Raw genomic sequence first — 16,197 nt, 5'->3', positions numbered from 1 at the left:
GGAAGTCTGTGAACGTTCACAGAGTGCGAGGGGTCCCATCTGGCTGTCAATGCCCGTTACGTTCTCGTTAACTCGCGGGATCTGGAGTCTTCTGGGGGTCGTGCATTACTGTGCACGTTCACAGAAATGATTCACGCTTGGGGGGCTTGTGCCTGGATATCCCGCTCTGCCGGAGGGCATCGCGTACGGCGGCGACTACTACCCCGAGCAGTGGCCGCGCGAGGTTCAGGAGGAGGATGTCCGCCTGATGCGCGAGGCCGGGGTGACCCTGGTCAGCCTGGGAATCTTCGCGTGGGTCCTGCTGGAACCCGCCGAGGGGCGGTATGAGTTCGGCTGGCTCGACGAGATCATCGATCGGCTGCACGCGGCGGGCATCGCGGTCGACCTGGGCACACCAACCGCCACCCCACCGCCGTGGTTTTCCCGGAAATATCCGGATTCGGTGCCGGTGACGCGGGAGGGGGTCCGGATCGGGCTCGGCAGCAGGGAGAGCGCCTGCTCCAGCCATCCCGCCTTCCTCGCGGCCACGTCCGCACTGGTCACCCGCCTCGCCGACCGGTACGGAGACCACCCGGCGGTCGTGATGTGGCACGTGCACAACGAGTACGGCGCGCCGCTCGGCGAGTGTTACTGCGCGGCCAGCGTCACCGCCTGGCGGGACTGGCTGCGCCTCGCGCATGAAAGCCTCGACGCCCTCAACGACGCCTGGGGCACCCCCTTCTGGGGCCAGCGGTACGGCGACTGGGACGAGATCGACGCCCCCCGCTGGAGCCACACCGTGGTCAACCCCGCCCAACGCCTCGATTACGCGCGTTTCTCCAACGACGCCCATCTGGCGCACTACCGCCTGCAGCGCGACCTGCTGCGCGGCACCAGAAAACCGGTCACCACCAACTTCGCCGGAACCGTGAACTGCAAGTCCATGGATCTGTGGCGGTGGGCGCCCGAGCTGGACGTGATCGCCAACGACCACTACCTGGACGGCGAGCGGCGCGACAACCACATCCACCTGGCGATGTCAGCCGATCTGAGCCGTTCCCTGGCCGGCGGCGGGCCTTGGATGATCATGGAGCATTCGACCGGGGCCGTCAGCTGGCAGCCGCGCGGCATCGCCAAACGCCCGGGGGAGATGCGGCGCAACAGCCTCGCCCACGTCGCCAGGGGCTCCGACGCCGTCATGTTCTTCCAGTGGCGGGCGTCCAGGTTCGGCGCCGAGAAGTTCCACTCGGCGATGGTCCCGCACGCGGGCACCGACTCCCAGATCTGGCGTGACGTCGTCGCGCTCGGCTCCGACCTGCGGGAACTCGCCGAGGTCCGGGGCAGTAGGGTCGCCGCCGAGGTGGCGATCGTGTGGGACTGGGAGTCCTACTGGGCGCTCGAACTGGAGTGGCGCCCGTCCGGCGACCTCGCCTTCCTGGACAGAATCAGCGCTTTCTACGAAACGCTGTGGCGCACCCACGTCACCACCGACTTCGTCCACCCTTCCGCCGATATTTCGGGATATCGGGTGGTGGTTGCGCCGTCCTCGTACCTGCTCACCGAGGCCTCCGCCAAGAACCTGCAGCGCTACGTGGAGTCCGGCGGGAACCTCGTCGTGTCGTATTTTTCCGGCATCGTCAACGAGCACGACACCGTGCATCCGGGCGCCCACCCCGGCGTGCTGCGCGACCTGCTCGGCCTGTCCATCGAGGAGTTCCACCCGCTCCGCGAGCACGAGACCGTCACCCTCTCCGGCGGGGCCACCGCACGCGTCTGGTCGGAGCGGGTCCGCCTGACCGGGGCCCGCTCCGTCCAGACGTTCACCACCGGCCCCGACGCGGGCCACCCCGCCGCCACCGTCAACGAACTCGGCGCGGGCACCGCCTGGTACCTCGCCACCGCCCCCCTCGACGGCCTCCGCGACCTGCTCACCCCGATCCTCGACCGGGCTGCCGTCTCCCGCCCCCACGACCTCCCCGACACCCTCGAATACGTCCAGCGTGGCCGCCATGTCTTCCTGATCAACCACGCTGACGTCGCGGCGAGCGTCCCCGGTGTCACCGGAACCGACGTACTCGCGCGAACGCCGTTCAACGGCGAGGTGCCCGCAGGCGCGGTCACCGTCGTCCGCCTCTCCTGACCGGAGGATCAATGAAACGATTCCTGGCGGCGCTGACCGGCGTCGCACTCGGCCTCACCCTGGCCGCCCCCGCGCACGCCCATCCCCGCCCGCTCCCCATCCGCGGCGCCGACGTCTCCAGCCTCGCCAAATCCGAGGCGTACGGCGGTGTCTACCGCGACCGCGACGGCCGCCGCGGCGACGCCCTGCGCATCCTGGAGAAAGCCGGGCTCAACTACATCCGCCTCAAGGTGTGGGTCAACCCGGCCGACGGCTACAACGACCGCGCCCACGTGCTGGCCATCGCCCGGCGCGCGAAAGCCGCGGGCCTGAAGTTGTTCGTCGACTTCCACTACTCCGACAGCTGGGCAGATCCGGGCAAGCAGAACAAACCCGCCGCTTGGGCGGCTTTGCCCTACGACCAGCTCAAGCAGGCCGTGTACGACCACACCTACGACGTGCTCAACGGGCTGCGCCGCCAGGGCACCACCGCTGACCTGGTGCAGATCGGCAACGAGCTGAATGGCGGCCTGCTCTGGCCGGACGGGCGGTATGACAACTGGCCGGGCATGGCCGGGCTGCTCAACGCGGGCTACGACGCCGTGAAAGCCGTCTCCTCCCGCACCCGCGTTGTCCTGCACCTCGCCAATGGCGGCGACAACGGCCTCTACCGCTGGTGGTTCGACAACGCCGCCGCCAATGGCATCCGCTACGACGTGATCGGCCTGTCCTACTACCCGTACTGGCACGGCACGTTCGAGGCGTTCCAGGCCAACCTCAATGACATCGCCGTTCGCTACGGCAAACCGTTGATCCTCGCCGAAACCGCCTACCCGTTCACCACCGCCGACAAGGACGGCTGGGAGAACATCATCCTGTCCGCTGAGCCGTATCCCGGCTATCCGGCCACCCCTGAGGGTCAGACCGCTTTCCTTCGAAAGATCACCGAGATCATGCGGGCCGTCCCGAACAATCTGGGTCTCGGCGTCTTCTACTGGGAGGCCACGTGGACCGGCGTGCCCGGCAACGGCTGGGATCCGGCCGATCCCACCTCCGGCAACGGCTGGGAGAACCAGGCGCTCTTCGACTTCACCAACCGTCCGCTCCCCGCCATGCGCGAGTTCGGACAGGGCCGATGAGCAGGATTCTGGCCGTTCTCGCGCTGCTGGGCGTCACCCTGCTGCTCCCGTCGCCCGCCCAGGCGGCGACCACGCTCACCAACACGGGCTTCGAAACCGTCAACCTCTCCGGCTGGAGCACCACCGGCACGGCCGCCGCCGACTTCCACGAAGCGGGCGGGCACTCCGGCAGCTACCGGCTCTCGCACTGGTCGTCCTCGGCGTACACGGTGGAGACCTGGCAGTTTCTGTCCGGCATCGTCAACGGCACGTACACCCTCCGCGCCTGGGTTCGCGCCGGTACGGCCAGCCAGAGCTGGATCTCGCTCAAGAATTGCGGCGGCGCCGAACGCCGCACCTACGTTCCCGTGTCAGGGGACTGGCTGCGGATCGCGGTCACCCAGACCGTGACGAACTCCCAGTGCACGATCAGCCTCAACAGCTCCGCCGCCGCCGGAGGCTGGGCCAACTTCGACGACGTGAGCTTCGCCTCCGGCTCGGCCACTCTGTCGATCAAGGGTGCGGACGTGTCCAGCCTGCCCAAGTCGGAGGCGTTCGGCGGGCGATACTTCACCGCCGCCGGAGTGCGCGGGGACGCGCTGACGATCCTGCGCGACAACGGCGTCAACTACGCCCGCCTCAAGGTCTGGGTGAACCCCGCCGACGGCTACAACAACAAAGCCAGGGTCCTGGCCATGGCCACCCGCGCAAAAGCTCTCGGCCTCGGGCTGCTGATCGACTTCCACTATTCCGACAGCTGGGCCGACCCCGGCAAACAGTACAAACCAGCCGCTTGGACGTCCCTCTCGTTCGCCAACCTCAGAACCGCCGTTTACAACCACACCTTCGACGTCCTCAACGCCCTCAAATCCCAGGGCACCACCGCCGACATGGTCCAGGTCGGCAACGAGATCAACGACGGCATGCTCTGGGAAGACGGCCGCAGCTCCCGCTTCGCCCAACTCGCCCAGCTCATCCGCTCCGGCTACGACGCGGTGAAGGCGGTCTCCAGCTCGACGAAGGTCGTCCTGCACCTGGCCAACGGCGGCGACAACGGCCTCTACCGCTGGTGGTTCGACAGCGCCGCTGCCAACGGGGTCCTGTACGACGTGATCGGCGTCTCCTACTACCCGTACTGGCACGGCACCTTCGCCGCCTTCCAGACCAACATCGACGACATCGCCACCCGCTACGGCAAACCCGTCCTCCTGGCCGAAACCGCTTACCCGTTCACGCCAGGCTCCGACGACGCCTTCGGCAACATGGTGAACTCCGCCACACCCGTGACCGGCTACCCATCCTCACCGGCCGGCCAGTCCGCGATGCTCCGCGACATCATGTCCCTGGTCCAAGCCATCCCCAACGCCCGCGGCCTCGGCGCCATCTACTGGGAACCCACCTGGACCGCCGTCCCCGGCAACGGCTGGGACCCCACCAACCCCTCCTCCGGCAACGAATGGGAAAACCAAGCCCTCTTCGACTTCAACGACCGAGCCCTCCCGGCCCTGACCCAGTTCACCCACCAGTAGCGAATTCCTTGGTCGGGATCACGGAATGCTCGCATGGGACCACACGGAACGGGATGTCACGCCCTACTGGACAAACCGATCGTGTGGCGCCTCGACCGTGCATCCCGACCAGGAACCCGTCCTAAGCGCACCACCCGAAAGATGACCGCCGGGCTGGTTGTCCTCGCCCTCGCCGGATGTTCCCCTCCAGTACGGAACTGCATGATGCCAACCCGTCGGAGTTGGCGAACGGCCTGCTGGGGTCGGTCTTACAGATCTTCCCTGCCGTTCCATTGGTCGATAACCGACTCGATGTCGGCGACAAGCCGCTTCCAGCTCGGCAACGAGGTGACGGGTCCCGCACAATCGAGCCGTTGCAGGAGGTGTCTCCGATGTTCATAGAACCGGTTGGCAGCTCGCTCCCGCCGCCTCCCAGTCGCATCGGAAGCCTTCAATAAGCATTCCTTGAGGAGCTGCTTGGGGTCCGGTTCGCGCTCCACGCGGTTCGAAGCAGGAAGTCCCAGGTTCATCTTTCCCTTGGGATTCCCCGCCACGGTCCTGATGGACTGCTCATCCAGAAGGAGCCATGCTTCGGTCATCCGGACGGGAATCACCGGAACGATTGATGAGCAATGCCCGGCCGCATGCACGGCTTCCTCAATCTCGTTGCGGCGGGTGTCCGCTCCGGCGTTGTCGGCATCCCGGTGGACAACGACTAGGTCGACTGGGCCGCCGACCAGCTGGATGCTGGCCGACACCTTCGAACGGACGTCCCTGCGCACTCCCTTCAAAGATTCGAAATCCGGCTTGCTGAGCCGCACCTGCGTGCCACGGTCGATGAAGAGGGTTTCGACGATGTCGGCGAGCGGGAGGTCGGAGGTGCCTTCCCCGACGAAGAATCCCGTGTAGACGCGCCCGCTCATCCGGCCATCTCCCCGGGAATACGCAGGTTGGCCCCCGGGGGACCAGCGAGATAGGCGACCACGTCGGCTTTGGAGAAAGTCAGCGGCTGGCTGACCGCGCGCCAGGAGCGCTGGTAGGGAAGCAGAGAGAGCGCGTCGGTCACGGTTCCTTCGTCCGTCCGGCGAGGGCGGGTTTCCGCGAGAAGAAGGTCGTCTTCTTTGCACAGCTGGACGACACCAGGCGCATGGGTGTTGATGATCACCTGACGGAAGGGGTTGTCGGGACCGGGTGCCTCCTGCGGGTCAACCGCGAGGTCTTCGACGAGCCTGACTATCGCCTGGAGGTTCGCCGGGTGGATGCCGTTCTCCGGTTCCTCCATGCAAATGAGGCCGGTGAACGTCGGGTCTTCCAAGAGCACACACAGCGCGAGGAAGCGGAGTGTGCCCTCGGAGAGGGCACGAGCAGGCAGTTGAAGCCCGTTGCGCTCCCGGAGGAAAAGCGTGAACACCTCACGGATCTGATCGGGTTCGACGCGCAAACTCTCGACGCTGACGCCAGCGAGATCGGAGAGCCGGTCGGCCACCTGGGCGTAGACCGCCTCCGGGTCGGCGGCGATGCTCTCGTTGGCGATGCGATAGAGCGTGGCGGCCAGGTGCCGACCATCCACTCCGAGTGTCCGCGGGTCGGTGAACCCGTCAGGGGCGCGAAGCGCTGATGGCTCCAGGGCGAGGCGATGCCAGCTCTGCATCTCCCGGCGTGCGGCGAGGATGGTCGGATAGTCGTTGGTGGTGATCGTGCTCAACACCGTCCGGCCCGCGCGGCCGGCGGCGCGGGGCAGTGGCTTGCCACGGCTCCCCCCGTCCCCGTGGACGTTGATGATCGTGCCGTTGTCTCGCTGCTCGGTGGAGAGGTAGGCACCGCCGCGCCGTTGGCCCTGTACCACCGCGTTCCGGAAATGTTTTGGGCTGTGCGGGAAGCGCAGGTGCTTTGGAGCGTCACCGCGGTTGATGTGGCGCAACTCCTCCCGAAGGAGGGTCAGACGGCCAACGCTGCTCTCTCCCTCGGGTACGGCATAACCGAGAACCACCTCGTAGCGGAGGAACGTGGTCGTTGGGAGCGCCGGTGCACCGAGATCGTCTTCAACCTCATCAGGTACGATCATTTCCGCGGCGAGGGAGATCTGCCGTTGGTGATCGCGGTAGCCATCCCAGAATAGGTCCCGGGGATCGCCACCGCGCGTTCCCCGCACCCGCTGTGAGGCCTCCACCAGCGGGTCCGAGGCGAGATGGGAGAGCAGTTCGATCGCGTCGAAGACGTTCGACTTGCCCACCCCGTTCGCACCCGCGATGCACGTGAACGGACCGAAGTCCACCTGCAGATCGAGCAGGTTCTTGAAGCCCTGGATCTCCAACCTGGTGAGCATGGCCTCAGGCTATCCGCGCTCAATGCGCTCAGATGTGCACCGGACTCGGGTGAACTGCGGAGCTACGAATCTCATCGAGTCTCCTCATCGTTGGTGGCTGGGACGGCTTGCGCCAAGCGAGCGGCAAAGTGCGCGTGAGCCTGGCGGTATTCGGCCTCCCGGTCAGCCTTGTAGGAGGGGGCTTCGTAGCCGTCGGGCACCGGGCCGTTGAGCTCGGGGTCTAGGTGAGCCATGAGGGCCTCGAAGTCCGCCTTGGTCTGACCACGACCAAAGGAGTTGAAGTTGCCCGCGATCTTCCGCCCACGGGCGTCGAACCAGATCTGCTCCTCAAAGCCGTACATAACCGGAAATCGGGAGCGAGTGACGCGCGCTGCCATCGGGCTCCGACATGGTGACCCAGCTCGCCTTGCCGCCGGGGATGGAGGTGGGCAGCGGACGCGAGTGCACGAGCGGATACGCCAGTTGCTGGAGGCCTATGCAGCCATCCATCCCATCGGCTCCCTTGGCTTGATCGCCGAACACGACTACCAGATCACCATCCCACTCCAAGGCGCTCCGATGTGGAGTGTCAGCGGAGTTCATTGTGGCAGGGGTAGTGGGAGGGTTAGCACGTCCATCAGAGGGGCGTCGGGCCAGCTCGGACGGAGGCGGGCGCTCGGTCGCCAGCCCCAGCGCGTGTACGCGGCATACGCGGTGGTGTTGTCCAGTCTCACCAGCAGAGTGGCCCGCTGCTCCTGACGGGTGGACAGGAGCGTGTCGTGCAGCGCGTGTGCGATGCCCCGGCCGGTCCAGGCCTGCCGGACCATGATTTCCGACAGGGCGAAGGTACGCGTACCGTCCTCGGTGGTGAAGCCCGGCTCGGGCTCGGTCTCCAGGCCGTTCCACCACCGAGTCTCCGGGGTGAGCGGCCAGCCCCAGGTCTGCCCGGCCGGTTCGTCACCGTCGAATGCCATCACCAGGTCGAGGCCGTCCCGGCGGGTGTAGGCGTCGAAGCGGGTCATGAACGCCTCGCTACCGGCGAAGGCGTCACCGATGGCGATCCGCGCCGCGTAGGCGTCGCGGTGGATGAGCGAGACCACCTCGCGTTGCTCTCGGGCACCGGCCGCGTCGAACCGTTTGAAGGTCACCATGCCTGATTCCGTCATGTCTGGTTCTCCACGTTCCACAGGTGCGTGGGTCAGTATCCGGACGGCTTGCGCCCGCATAACTCCTCGTCGATGCCGTCTGTGCTTGCCGTATGGGTCGCAGTTCGTTCGGCACCTGTACTGCCTCGTCCTGGATCTCTTGCCCGCTATCACTGCGAGGGCACGCCTCACATCTCCGAGGGACTGTTGGTAAGGACTTCCCTGAGTTCACGTACGCCAGGATTGTTGCGCTGGTCCATGGGGACCGCCTGGAGTACCAGTTGACCGGTTTGGCGGATGTGGTTGTTGCGGTAGGTGGGCGGCAGGTTGGCGATCACTGCCGCTGCCTCTCTTGCGCCTTCGCCGGTGCCGCCTTTCGCGACCGTGCACAGAGCCCCGTGTAGTGCGACGTTGACGCGGTAGGTGTACGACTTCGCCAACGACAGCACCGACGTTCTCTCCCTGTCCGCCTGAGCCTCGTAGCCTGCCGCGGCGTATACCCACGATGCGGCGAAATGGATGGCGGATGGCGTTCGGAAGCCCACACGATCAGCCACTTTCGTCCCGGACAGGTCGATCAATCGGTGAACCGCTCCCAGGGCTTCGTCGTGGCGGCCCGTCATGCTGAGTGCCTTCGCCTCCGTCTCCATGAGGTCGACGTGAGGGCCACCAGCGAACTTCTGGGCTTCCTTGAGGAGGCGGAGTACGGCATCTGGTGACCGCTGGCCGTAGAGGCCGTGGCCGGCTTCCTCGCTCCTGATCAGTAGCCCGAGTGAGAGGTCCCCGGACGAGTCGGCGGCTTGACGGGCCGCGCGCCACCAGCGGATCGCGCCGCCATGCTCAGCCTGACCGGTCAGGACGATGGCGTGGATCATCGACAGCGTGGCCAATGTACGCTGCAGTTCGATCAGGTCGGCGGGCGTCGCAATCTCCATTTGCCGACCTAGGGCCACCAGGTCGATGGCCAGATCGGCGATCATGTCGGCCTGGGGACGGGTGCGCAGCGCGTGAAGATGGTCGGCGCAGGTGATTTCCCATTCCTCGGTGCTGCGGAAATCATCCGGGATGATGAGTTGCCGGATAGGCTCCGAGCCGGAAACGAGTCCGAGGGTCAGGTCGGCGGCGAGTTTGAAGAGACGGCGGCGTTCCGTGGCGTCCTCCCCGCTGACTGGGGTCCTGTTTTCGAGGGTACGCAGATGGTCGAGGTCGGCGATAGCCCGCTGAAGTTCCACCTGGCAACCCTCGGCGCTCAGCGCCCGGTCGAGGTGGGTGATGGACTGGGCGTCGGGCCGGGCGAGGCCGCGTTCCCATTTCGACAGGTGCGCGGGGTCGATGAAGGACCGCTTGGCGGCCTCCCGCAGGCTGATCCGGCGGGCGTCTTCGCGGAATCGGCGAATGACGGCGCCCAGCAGATGCCACAGGGACTCGCTCGGATCCACACGTTCGGCGGTAGGCATTTCCGCTCCTCCAGGTGTTGACGGTATTGACGGCAACAACCACCAACACCAATTGGCTTGGCTGTTTCCTGGTTCTTCTTCACCATGTCAGGGGAGTTCGGAAATGGCCCGAAGTTCGGGCGGCCAGTCAAGGCGAGGCAACGCACTTGACGGGCTCTGATCAGGAGCGAGGTCCGCATCCATGGCCAAGGCTAAAGCAATTGAACGACCCCCGCCACCCTGGATCCGATCACTAGCCTGCTGGGCATAACGGAATTTCCCGACAAATCGAGCGCCGCGCTGTGGGCGCGGAGATTCGTTCGCAATTCACTGACCGGGCAAGCTGGTGATCGGCTCGATAATGCGCTCTTGCTGGTTACCGAGCTCTTCTCGAATTCCGTTCGGGCTGGGCTGTTCTGAGGGGCCGCGGCGGCACGGACCATACGGCTGGCTACAGCACCGACCGCCAACATCGCTCGTCGCGCCCTCAAATGCGGTCTCCAGTTCGACGAAGGTCGTCCTGCGCGTGGCCAACGGCGGCGACAACGGCCTCTACCGCTGGTGGTTCGACAGCGCTGCCGCGACATCATGTCCCTGGTCCAAGCCATCTCCAACGCCCGCGGCCTCGGCGCTATCTACTGGGAACCCACCTGGACCGCCGTCTCCGGCAACGGCTGGGACCCCACCAATCCCTCCTCCGGCAACGAATGGGAAAACCAAGCCCTTTTCGACTTCAACGACCGAGCCCTCCCGGCCCTGACCCAGTTCACCCACCAGTAGCACTTCCAACCGGGCGGTGCCGTGGCACCACACCAGACACCGCCCGCTGGATTTTTGAGCAGGGAGGCTGCCGGGGGGTAACGTCGGCGGCATGAGCGCGCGGCCCGTCCACGATCCTCGGTATGACCCGGAGGCGATCCTCCGAGCCCTGCCGGAGAAGTGGCGCCCGGTGTTCCTCGCCCAGTATCACGAGGCCCGGGAGGTGGCGCGCGAGCCTGGTGAGTACCACCGGCTGCCCGAGGTTCTCAACCTGTGGTGGCTTAATTCGATCGCGTTCGCCGATCCCACATACGATCAGCGCGCGGAGGAGGTGGCCGGGGGCTCGGGCGAAGTCGTGCCGATCGAGGAAGCGATTCTCGACTGGGATGAGCGCCTGGTTCGGATGCGGCGTAAGTGAGCTACCGCGCAGTCCTGTCTCCGGCTGAGGCCAATGCCACCCAGACGATCATGTTCCTGGCGAAGGCAGTTCAGATGACTTCGAAGTCGGCCATCATCGCCATGTCCTCGTGCTCGAGGTTGTGGCAGTGCAGCAGGTAGCGCCCCCGGTAGCCCTCGAAGCGGGCCAGGACGTCGACGACCTCGTAGGGGCGGACGTCCACGGTGTCCTTCCAGCCCGCGTCGGTCGGCGCGGGCGGCTTGCCGTTTCGTGAGAGCACCTGGAATCGCGCTAGATGGACGTGTACCGGATGGTGGAAGTCGCTGGTGAACCTCCAGATCTCGCTGGTGTTCAGGCGGGGGGTGGCAAGTGGCTGGCCCGGCCGGAAGCGCTGGCCGTTGATCGTCCAGGCGGCGGCTCCTTCCTGGCCGGTGCGGCGGAAGTCGAAGGTGCGTACGGCGACCGCAGCCTTGGCCGGCTCTACCTGGGACAGCCGTTTCGGAATCCTGCTGTCGTCCGGGGCGCGGCGCCGCACGCGGAACCGCATGACGTCGCGTGCCGCGCCCACGCCCAGGGTGTTGACCATGGTCACCTCGGTGCCGGCCGGGTGGTCGGAGAAGTCCGCGATCACGTCGAAGCGTTCCCCCGGGGAGATCGTGATCGCGTCGTGCGTCAGCGGAGTGGCCAGTAGCCCCTGGTCACTCCCGATTTGGACGAACCGGCCGCCGGGGGTCAGCCGCAGCTGGAGGCGGCGGGCGCTGGAGGCGTTGAGCAGCCGCAGCCGGTACCGTGCCGCGTCGACGTCGAGGAATGGCCAGGGGGCGCCGTTGACCAGGATGACGTCGCCCTCGACTCCTTCCATGAAGGCGTCCCGCACCCCGGGGCGGACCAGCAGCGTCGGATCCAGCGACGGGTAGCGGAACGAGCCGTCCTCCTCGAAGGCCCGGTCGCAGATCATCAAGGGGAGGTCCCGCTCGCCCTTCGGCAACGGCAGCGCGTCGTCCTCGTCGTCCCGCACCAGCAGGAAACCGGCCAGGCCACGCCACACCTGCGGCGCGGTGAAGTCCATCCGGTGATCGTGATACCAGAGCGTCGCGGCCCGCTGCTCCAGCGGGTACGCATAGTCCCTGGCCCCGTGGTGGAAGGTCCACTGCGACAGGTCGTGCGGGGAGTGGTCGCCGCCGTGCGGGCGGAATCCCCGCCCCTCAGCGACCACCAGGTCGGTGGGGTAGCCGTCGGAGTGCGCCGGGGTGACGCCGCCGTGCAGGTGCGTCGAGGTGGGCACGGGCAGTTCGTTGCGGACCCGGATGACGGTACGGCTGCCGCGGCGCAGGTCGAAGGTCGGTCCGGGGAACGTGCCGCCGTACCCCCAGATCTCGGTCGTGGTACCGGGAATGGTCTCCAACTTGGCGGCCCGCTGAACGATCTCGTACTGCCCGGGCCGTACCGGGACGGCGGTTTCGGGGACGGGGAGCGGCACGGTGAACCTGGCGGGCAACGGCAACGCGCGCCCGGAACCCGGTGGCCTCAGCCTGCTCAGCGGTTGGCTGGTGGCGATGGTGGTGGTCGGTGAGATGACGAAGAACCGGCGCGCCTACCTGAGCGAGGTGGAACTGCGCGCGGTGGAGGCCGAGCGGACCAGGGAGGAGGCCGCGCTGCGCAGGGCCGGGGAGGAACGCTTGTGGATCGCCCAGGAGCTGCACGACACGCTGACGCACACCATCTCCGTCATCAACGTCCAGACCTCGGTCGCCCTGCAGTCGCTGGAGCGTGACCCGGCGCTGGCCCGCCGGGCTCTGCTCGCAGTCAAGGAATCGGGCCATGAGGCGATGCACGAACTCCGTGCCACGCTGGGCGTCCTGCGCCAGGCCGATCCCGGCGACCTGGAGGTGGGGCTGTCCAGGCTGCCCCGGCTGGTGGACCGGGCGGCGACGGCAGGGCTGCCGGTGCGGACGGTCACGGTCGGCACGCGCAGGGAACTGCCCGCGGACGTCGACAGGGCCGCCTACCGCATCGTGCAGGAGGCGTTCACCAACGTGCTGCGACACGCTGGCCGACGACCAGCCACTGATCCGCGCCGGTTTCCGGGCGCTGCTGGAGATGGCCGACGACATCACCGTCGTCGCGGAGGCCGGGGACGGCGGCGAGGCCGTCGAGCTGTGCCGGGCGCTGCTGCCCGACGTGGCTCTGCTGGACGTGCGGATGCCGCTGCTGGACGGCATCCAGGCGACCAGGAGGATCGGCGCAGAAGCCGGACTCGACTCGGTGCGGGTGGTCATCCTCACCAATTACGCCCTCGACGAGTACGTCTTCGCCGCGCTGCGCGCCGGGGCCAGCGGATTCCTGCTCAAGGACATCGAACCGGCCGACCTGCTGCAGTCGGTGCGGGTGGCCGCCAGGGGCGAGGCGCTGCTGTCGCCCTCGGTCACCAGACGGCTGATCGAGGAGTACGTCGCCACCCCGCCCAGGCCCACGTCCGGGCCTGGCCTGGACCGGCTGACGGACCGGGAGCGGGAGGTCCTCTCGCTGGTCGCGACCGGGATGTCCAACGAGGAGATCGCCCGGCACCTGACGATCAGCCACGCGACGGTGAAGACCCACGTCAGCAGGACGATGGCCAAACTGGGCGCCCGGGACCGCGCTCAGCTGGTCGTGCACGCCTACGAGTCCGGGCTGGTCACACCGGCCGGGCAGTAGCGTCAGACGGCGTCTGTCAGCTGCCGCCGATAGCGCCCGAGGCGTTCTGGCGAGCCAGACTGGGAAGCATCGGAGCGAGGTGGGGAGAGCTGGTGGGCGAGCGGGCAGGGCGCGGATCCTGGTGGAACCCACGGCATGCACTCGCGTTCGGGGGAGGAGGTTCGGCTGCCCTCCCTCGGATTCCGCGATGGATGGCTCAGGTGGTGGTGGCCGGGCTCGCGGTGTTTCTGGGGGCGATCGTCTGGCATACGCTGCTTGACGACTACGGCATTCGGAACGTCTCGGCGGCCACGCTGGGCCTGGCTGTGGCAATTTCCGTGGTTCTGTCGCGGTTTCAAGCCAGGCTGGCCTGGTGGCTGTCGCTGGCGGCAGCCGTACTGTCGGCCGTGGTTTCCCATGATGCGCTGCAGGGAATGGTGTGGCCGGCTCCGGTGCTGGCGGCCCACGTCTGCGTTCTGACGCTGGTGGGCTTCGGAGCTCGGGCCCGCCTGCTGGTCGAGATGTGGGTTGTCACGCTGGTGGCGGGGGTCGCGCTGTGGGCGTTGCTGCGCGGCGAGCAGACGCTGATCGGGCTCGGGGACATGTCCCTGTTATCGGGCATGGTGCTCATCACCGTGTACGCGCTGCGCAGGGCGGCGCTGGCCGACCGCAGAACGCACGACGAGCAGGCCAGATCCGCTCTCCTGGCCGAGCGCGCCCGGATAGCCCGGGAACTGCATGACGTGGTCGCCCACCATATGTCGGTCGTGGCGGTCCAGGCGGAGGCGGCGCCGTACCGCGTCCCCGACCCTCCTCCCGAGCTGGCCAGCAGCTTCGCCACCATTCGGGCCAGCGCCGTGGAGGCGCTCACGGAACTCCATCGGGTCCTCGGCCTGCTGCGGAACGACGCCTCCGGCGAGTCGAGCCCGCAGCCGACGCTGGATCGCCTGCGCGAACTGGTGGACCGGGTACAGGCGGCGGGAACGCCGGTGACCTTGCGGATCGACGGTGAGCGGCGGCCGCTTCCCTCGGGTGTGGAGCTGTCGGCCTACCGGATCGTGCAGGAGGCGCTGAGCAATGCCCTCCAGCACGCGCACGGGGCCGGCGTCCGGGTCCAGGTGACCTACGGGCGGGACGTCCTCGACCTGCAGGTGGAGAACGGCCAGCCGGCGATCCCGCCCCGGCCGTCCATGCGCCCCGGGCACGGGCTGCTCGGCATGCGCGAGCGCGTCGCCATGCTCAACGGGGAGCTGACCGCAGGCCCGCGGGACGGTGGCGGCTATGCCCTGACCGTCCGGCTGCCGCTCGTGGGGAGGGAGGAAGCGTGACGATGATCCGGGTGCTGATCGCCGACGATCAGGCCATGGTCCGGGAGGCGTTCGCGGTCCTGCTGAATGCCCAGCCCGACATCGAGGTGGTCGGCGAGGCCGTCGACGGGATCGACGCCCTGGCCAAGGTCGCCGCGTTGCGGCCCGACGTGGTGCTGATGGATGTGCGCATGCCCGAACTCGACGGCTTGGCGGCCACCCGCCGCATCGCGGGCGCGACCAAGGTGCTGGTCCTCACCACCTTCGACCTGGACGAGTACGTCTACGAGGCGCTGCGGGCGGGCGCCAGCGGATTCCTGTTGAAGAAGGCGACGGCGCGGGAGCTCGGCGACGCCGTCCGTGTCGTCGCGAACGGGGACGCGATGCTGGCGCCGTCCGTCACGCGCCGGCTCATCAGCACCTTCACCCGGCTCGGCCCGCCGCGGCCCTTCAACGGCGACCGGTTCGGCCCGCTGACCCAGCGCGAGAGCGAGATCCTCGCGCTCATCGCCCACGGGCTGTCCAACACCGAGATCGCCGCCCAGCTCGTCATCGCGGAGCAAACCGTGAAATCCCATGTCAGCAACATCTTGACCAAGCTCGGCCTGCGGGACCGTACGCAGGCCGCGGTGCACGCGTTCCAGACCGGGCTGGTCACCCCCTACTTCGGAGCTAGACCCGATGATCCCTCCGCAGCGCCATGACCTCCCGTAGGGCCGGCTCGTAGGTTCCGGTTGTGTGACCGGCATTCCAGATCAGCTGCATCGCGCCTTCTTCAAGACGTTCTCGCTCCTCGCCCCCGGTGTCCAGGGAGCGTTGCTGCGCAGGTACTTCGACTGGTGGCACCGACGCCCTGATCCGTGGTCGCTCGCCACGGACTCTTCCGAACACCACAAGTACCTGGCCACCCTCGACCAGGTGTCGGCTGGCGCCTACCCCCGGATGCTGGAAGTGGGCTGCAGCGAAGGTGTTTTCACCGAACTTCTCGCACAGGCCCATCCGGCGGCGGAGATCACCGGAATCGACATCTCCGGCCGGGCCCTGGAACGCGCGCGACGGCGTACTGAGAGGTACCGCTCGCGGGTGCGGTTCGCGCGGGCCGACATTCTCGAGCATGAGGAGCACGCTCGGTTCGATCTCGTGTTCTGCGCGGAGACTCTTTACTACCTCGGGCGGCACGACCGGCTCCGCCGTGCCTCGGCGCGGCTGCGTTCGTTGACCGCGCCCAGCGGCGTCCTGGTCCTGGTGCATCCCTGGCCGGAGGCTGAGCTGCTGCACGGGTTCACCGACAGCGACCAGACGTTCTCGAAGATCAGCGAACGAGTCGAAGCGAACGTCGTACGTCCCTTCGCGGTCTCCGTCTACCGGAACAACCAGGCCGCCCTTGAGACGGGTCCCTCGTCCATGTCGTCCGGGTGGACATCATGATCCGAGCGGTTCCCGACATT

Annotated in this window: 17 protein-coding genes and 1 pseudogene; 10 read left to right on the top strand and 8 right to left on the bottom strand. The window is 67.3% G+C overall.

The annotated features are described in order from the left end of the window. Positions 1-148 precede the first annotated feature (148 nt). From Amac_RS47690 to Amac_RS47680, 3 genes are read left to right on the top strand one after another with little or no spacing between them, the layout of a single operon-like run. On the top strand, positions 149-2,119 hold the full coding sequence (locus Amac_RS47690; protein WP_246269169.1) for a beta-galactosidase: 1,971 nt from the start codon (positions 149-151) through the stop codon (positions 2,117-2,119). An 11-nt stretch (positions 2,120-2,130) separates the two neighbouring features. After that, complete coding sequence (locus Amac_RS47685; RefSeq protein WP_155361068.1) at positions 2,131-3,237, top strand: glycoside hydrolase family 53 protein; 1,107 nt, start codon at positions 2,131-2,133, stop codon at positions 3,235-3,237. Further along, positions 3,234-4,745 carry a glycosyl hydrolase 53 family protein gene (locus tag Amac_RS47680; protein WP_155361067.1) on the top strand — a complete coding sequence of 504 codons (1,512 nt, stop codon included), beginning with the start codon at positions 3,234-3,236 and terminating at the stop codon, positions 4,743-4,745. Before Amac_RS47685 ends, Amac_RS47680 begins: the two co-directional genes overlap by 4 nt. 248 nt (positions 4,746-4,993) lie before the next feature. Here Amac_RS47680 and Amac_RS47675 read toward each other — a convergent pair whose 3' ends face one another. The 6 genes from Amac_RS47675 to Amac_RS47650 all read right to left on the bottom strand — a co-directional run bounded on the left by Amac_RS47675 (position 4,994) and on the right by Amac_RS47650 (position 9,631). Then, complete coding sequence (locus Amac_RS47675) at positions 4,994-5,647, bottom strand: DUF4276 family protein (protein WP_155361066.1); 654 nt, start codon at positions 5,645-5,647, stop codon at positions 4,994-4,996. Next, entirely contained in the window at positions 5,644-7,038 is a 1,395-nt protein-coding gene (locus tag Amac_RS47670) for an AAA family ATPase (protein ID WP_246269168.1), read from the bottom strand. Before Amac_RS47670 ends, Amac_RS47675 begins: the two co-directional genes overlap by 4 nt. 83 nt (positions 7,039-7,121) lie before the next feature. Beyond that, positions 7,122-7,391, bottom strand: a complete 270-nt coding sequence (locus Amac_RS47665) for a hypothetical protein (protein ID WP_155361064.1) — start codon at positions 7,389-7,391, stop codon at positions 7,122-7,124. Further along, positions 7,378-7,539: a hypothetical protein gene (locus Amac_RS55675; RefSeq protein ID WP_155361063.1), complete on the bottom strand. Its 162-nt coding sequence runs from the start codon at positions 7,537-7,539 to the stop codon at positions 7,378-7,380. The genes Amac_RS47665 and Amac_RS55675 overlap by 14 nt, the downstream gene beginning before the upstream one ends. Positions 7,540-7,628: 89 nt before the next feature. Next, positions 7,629-8,195, bottom strand: coding sequence for a GNAT family N-acetyltransferase (locus tag Amac_RS47655; protein WP_218041716.1), 567 nt, complete (start codon positions 8,193-8,195; stop codon positions 7,629-7,631). A 167-nt stretch (positions 8,196-8,362) separates the two neighbouring features. Then, positions 8,363-9,631 carry a helix-turn-helix domain-containing protein gene (locus tag Amac_RS47650; RefSeq protein WP_155361062.1) on the bottom strand — a complete coding sequence of 423 codons (1,269 nt, stop codon included), beginning with the start codon at positions 9,629-9,631 and terminating at the stop codon, positions 8,363-8,365. Between the two features lie 540 nt (positions 9,632-10,171). Here Amac_RS47650 and Amac_RS47645 point away from each other — a divergent pair. Both Amac_RS47645 and Amac_RS47640 read left to right on the top strand, forming a co-directional pair. Next, entirely contained in the window at positions 10,172-10,390 is a 219-nt protein-coding gene (locus Amac_RS47645) for a glycosyl hydrolase 53 family protein (RefSeq protein WP_218041715.1), read from the top strand. Positions 10,391-10,481: 91 nt separating this feature from the next. Continuing rightward, complete coding sequence (locus tag Amac_RS47640; protein WP_155361060.1) at positions 10,482-10,787, top strand: DUF6247 family protein; 306 nt, start codon at positions 10,482-10,484, stop codon at positions 10,785-10,787. 70 nt (positions 10,788-10,857) lie between these two features. Here Amac_RS47640 and Amac_RS47635 read toward each other — a convergent pair whose 3' ends face one another. Both Amac_RS47635 and Amac_RS56940 read right to left on the bottom strand, forming a co-directional pair. Continuing rightward, complete coding sequence (locus Amac_RS47635; protein ID WP_246269167.1) at positions 10,858-12,246, bottom strand: multicopper oxidase family protein; 1,389 nt, start codon at positions 12,244-12,246, stop codon at positions 10,858-10,860. 114 nt (positions 12,247-12,360) lie between these two features. After that, positions 12,361-12,498, bottom strand: coding sequence for a hypothetical protein (locus Amac_RS56940; protein WP_246269166.1), 138 nt, complete (start codon positions 12,496-12,498; stop codon positions 12,361-12,363). On the opposite strand from Amac_RS56940, the pseudogene Amac_RS56935 reads away from it, so the two are divergent. From Amac_RS56935 to Amac_RS47610, 5 genes and pseudogenes are all read left to right on the top strand, one after another. After that, positions 12,446-12,577, top strand: a pseudogene (locus Amac_RS56935) (histidine kinase dimerization/phosphoacceptor domain-containing protein); the annotation flags it as partial. The gene Amac_RS56940 and the pseudogene Amac_RS56935 sit on opposite strands and share 53 nt — an antisense overlap. 289 nt (positions 12,578-12,866) lie before the next feature. Further along, on the top strand, positions 12,867-13,463 hold the full coding sequence (locus Amac_RS47625; protein WP_246269165.1) for a LuxR C-terminal-related transcriptional regulator: 597 nt from the start codon (positions 12,867-12,869) through the stop codon (positions 13,461-13,463). A 191-nt stretch (positions 13,464-13,654) separates the two neighbouring features. Further along, positions 13,655-14,770, top strand: a complete 1,116-nt coding sequence (locus Amac_RS55670) for a sensor histidine kinase (RefSeq protein WP_155361081.1) — start codon at positions 13,655-13,657, stop codon at positions 14,768-14,770. A 2-nt stretch (positions 14,771-14,772) separates the two neighbouring features. Further along, on the top strand, positions 14,773-15,453 hold the full coding sequence (locus tag Amac_RS47615; protein WP_155361080.1) for a response regulator transcription factor: 681 nt from the start codon (positions 14,773-14,775) through the stop codon (positions 15,451-15,453). Between the two features lie 34 nt (positions 15,454-15,487). After that, positions 15,488-16,177 carry a class I SAM-dependent methyltransferase gene (locus tag Amac_RS47610; protein WP_155361058.1) on the top strand — a complete coding sequence of 230 codons (690 nt, stop codon included), beginning with the start codon at positions 15,488-15,490 and terminating at the stop codon, positions 16,175-16,177. Positions 16,178-16,197: the final 20 nt, after the last annotated feature.

The sequence above is a fragment of the Acrocarpospora macrocephala genome (assembly GCF_009687865.1).
In the GTDB taxonomy this organism is placed as follows: domain Bacteria; phylum Actinomycetota; class Actinomycetes; order Streptosporangiales; family Streptosporangiaceae; genus Acrocarpospora; species Acrocarpospora macrocephala.
This window is presented reverse-complemented; position numbering and strand designations above follow the sequence as displayed.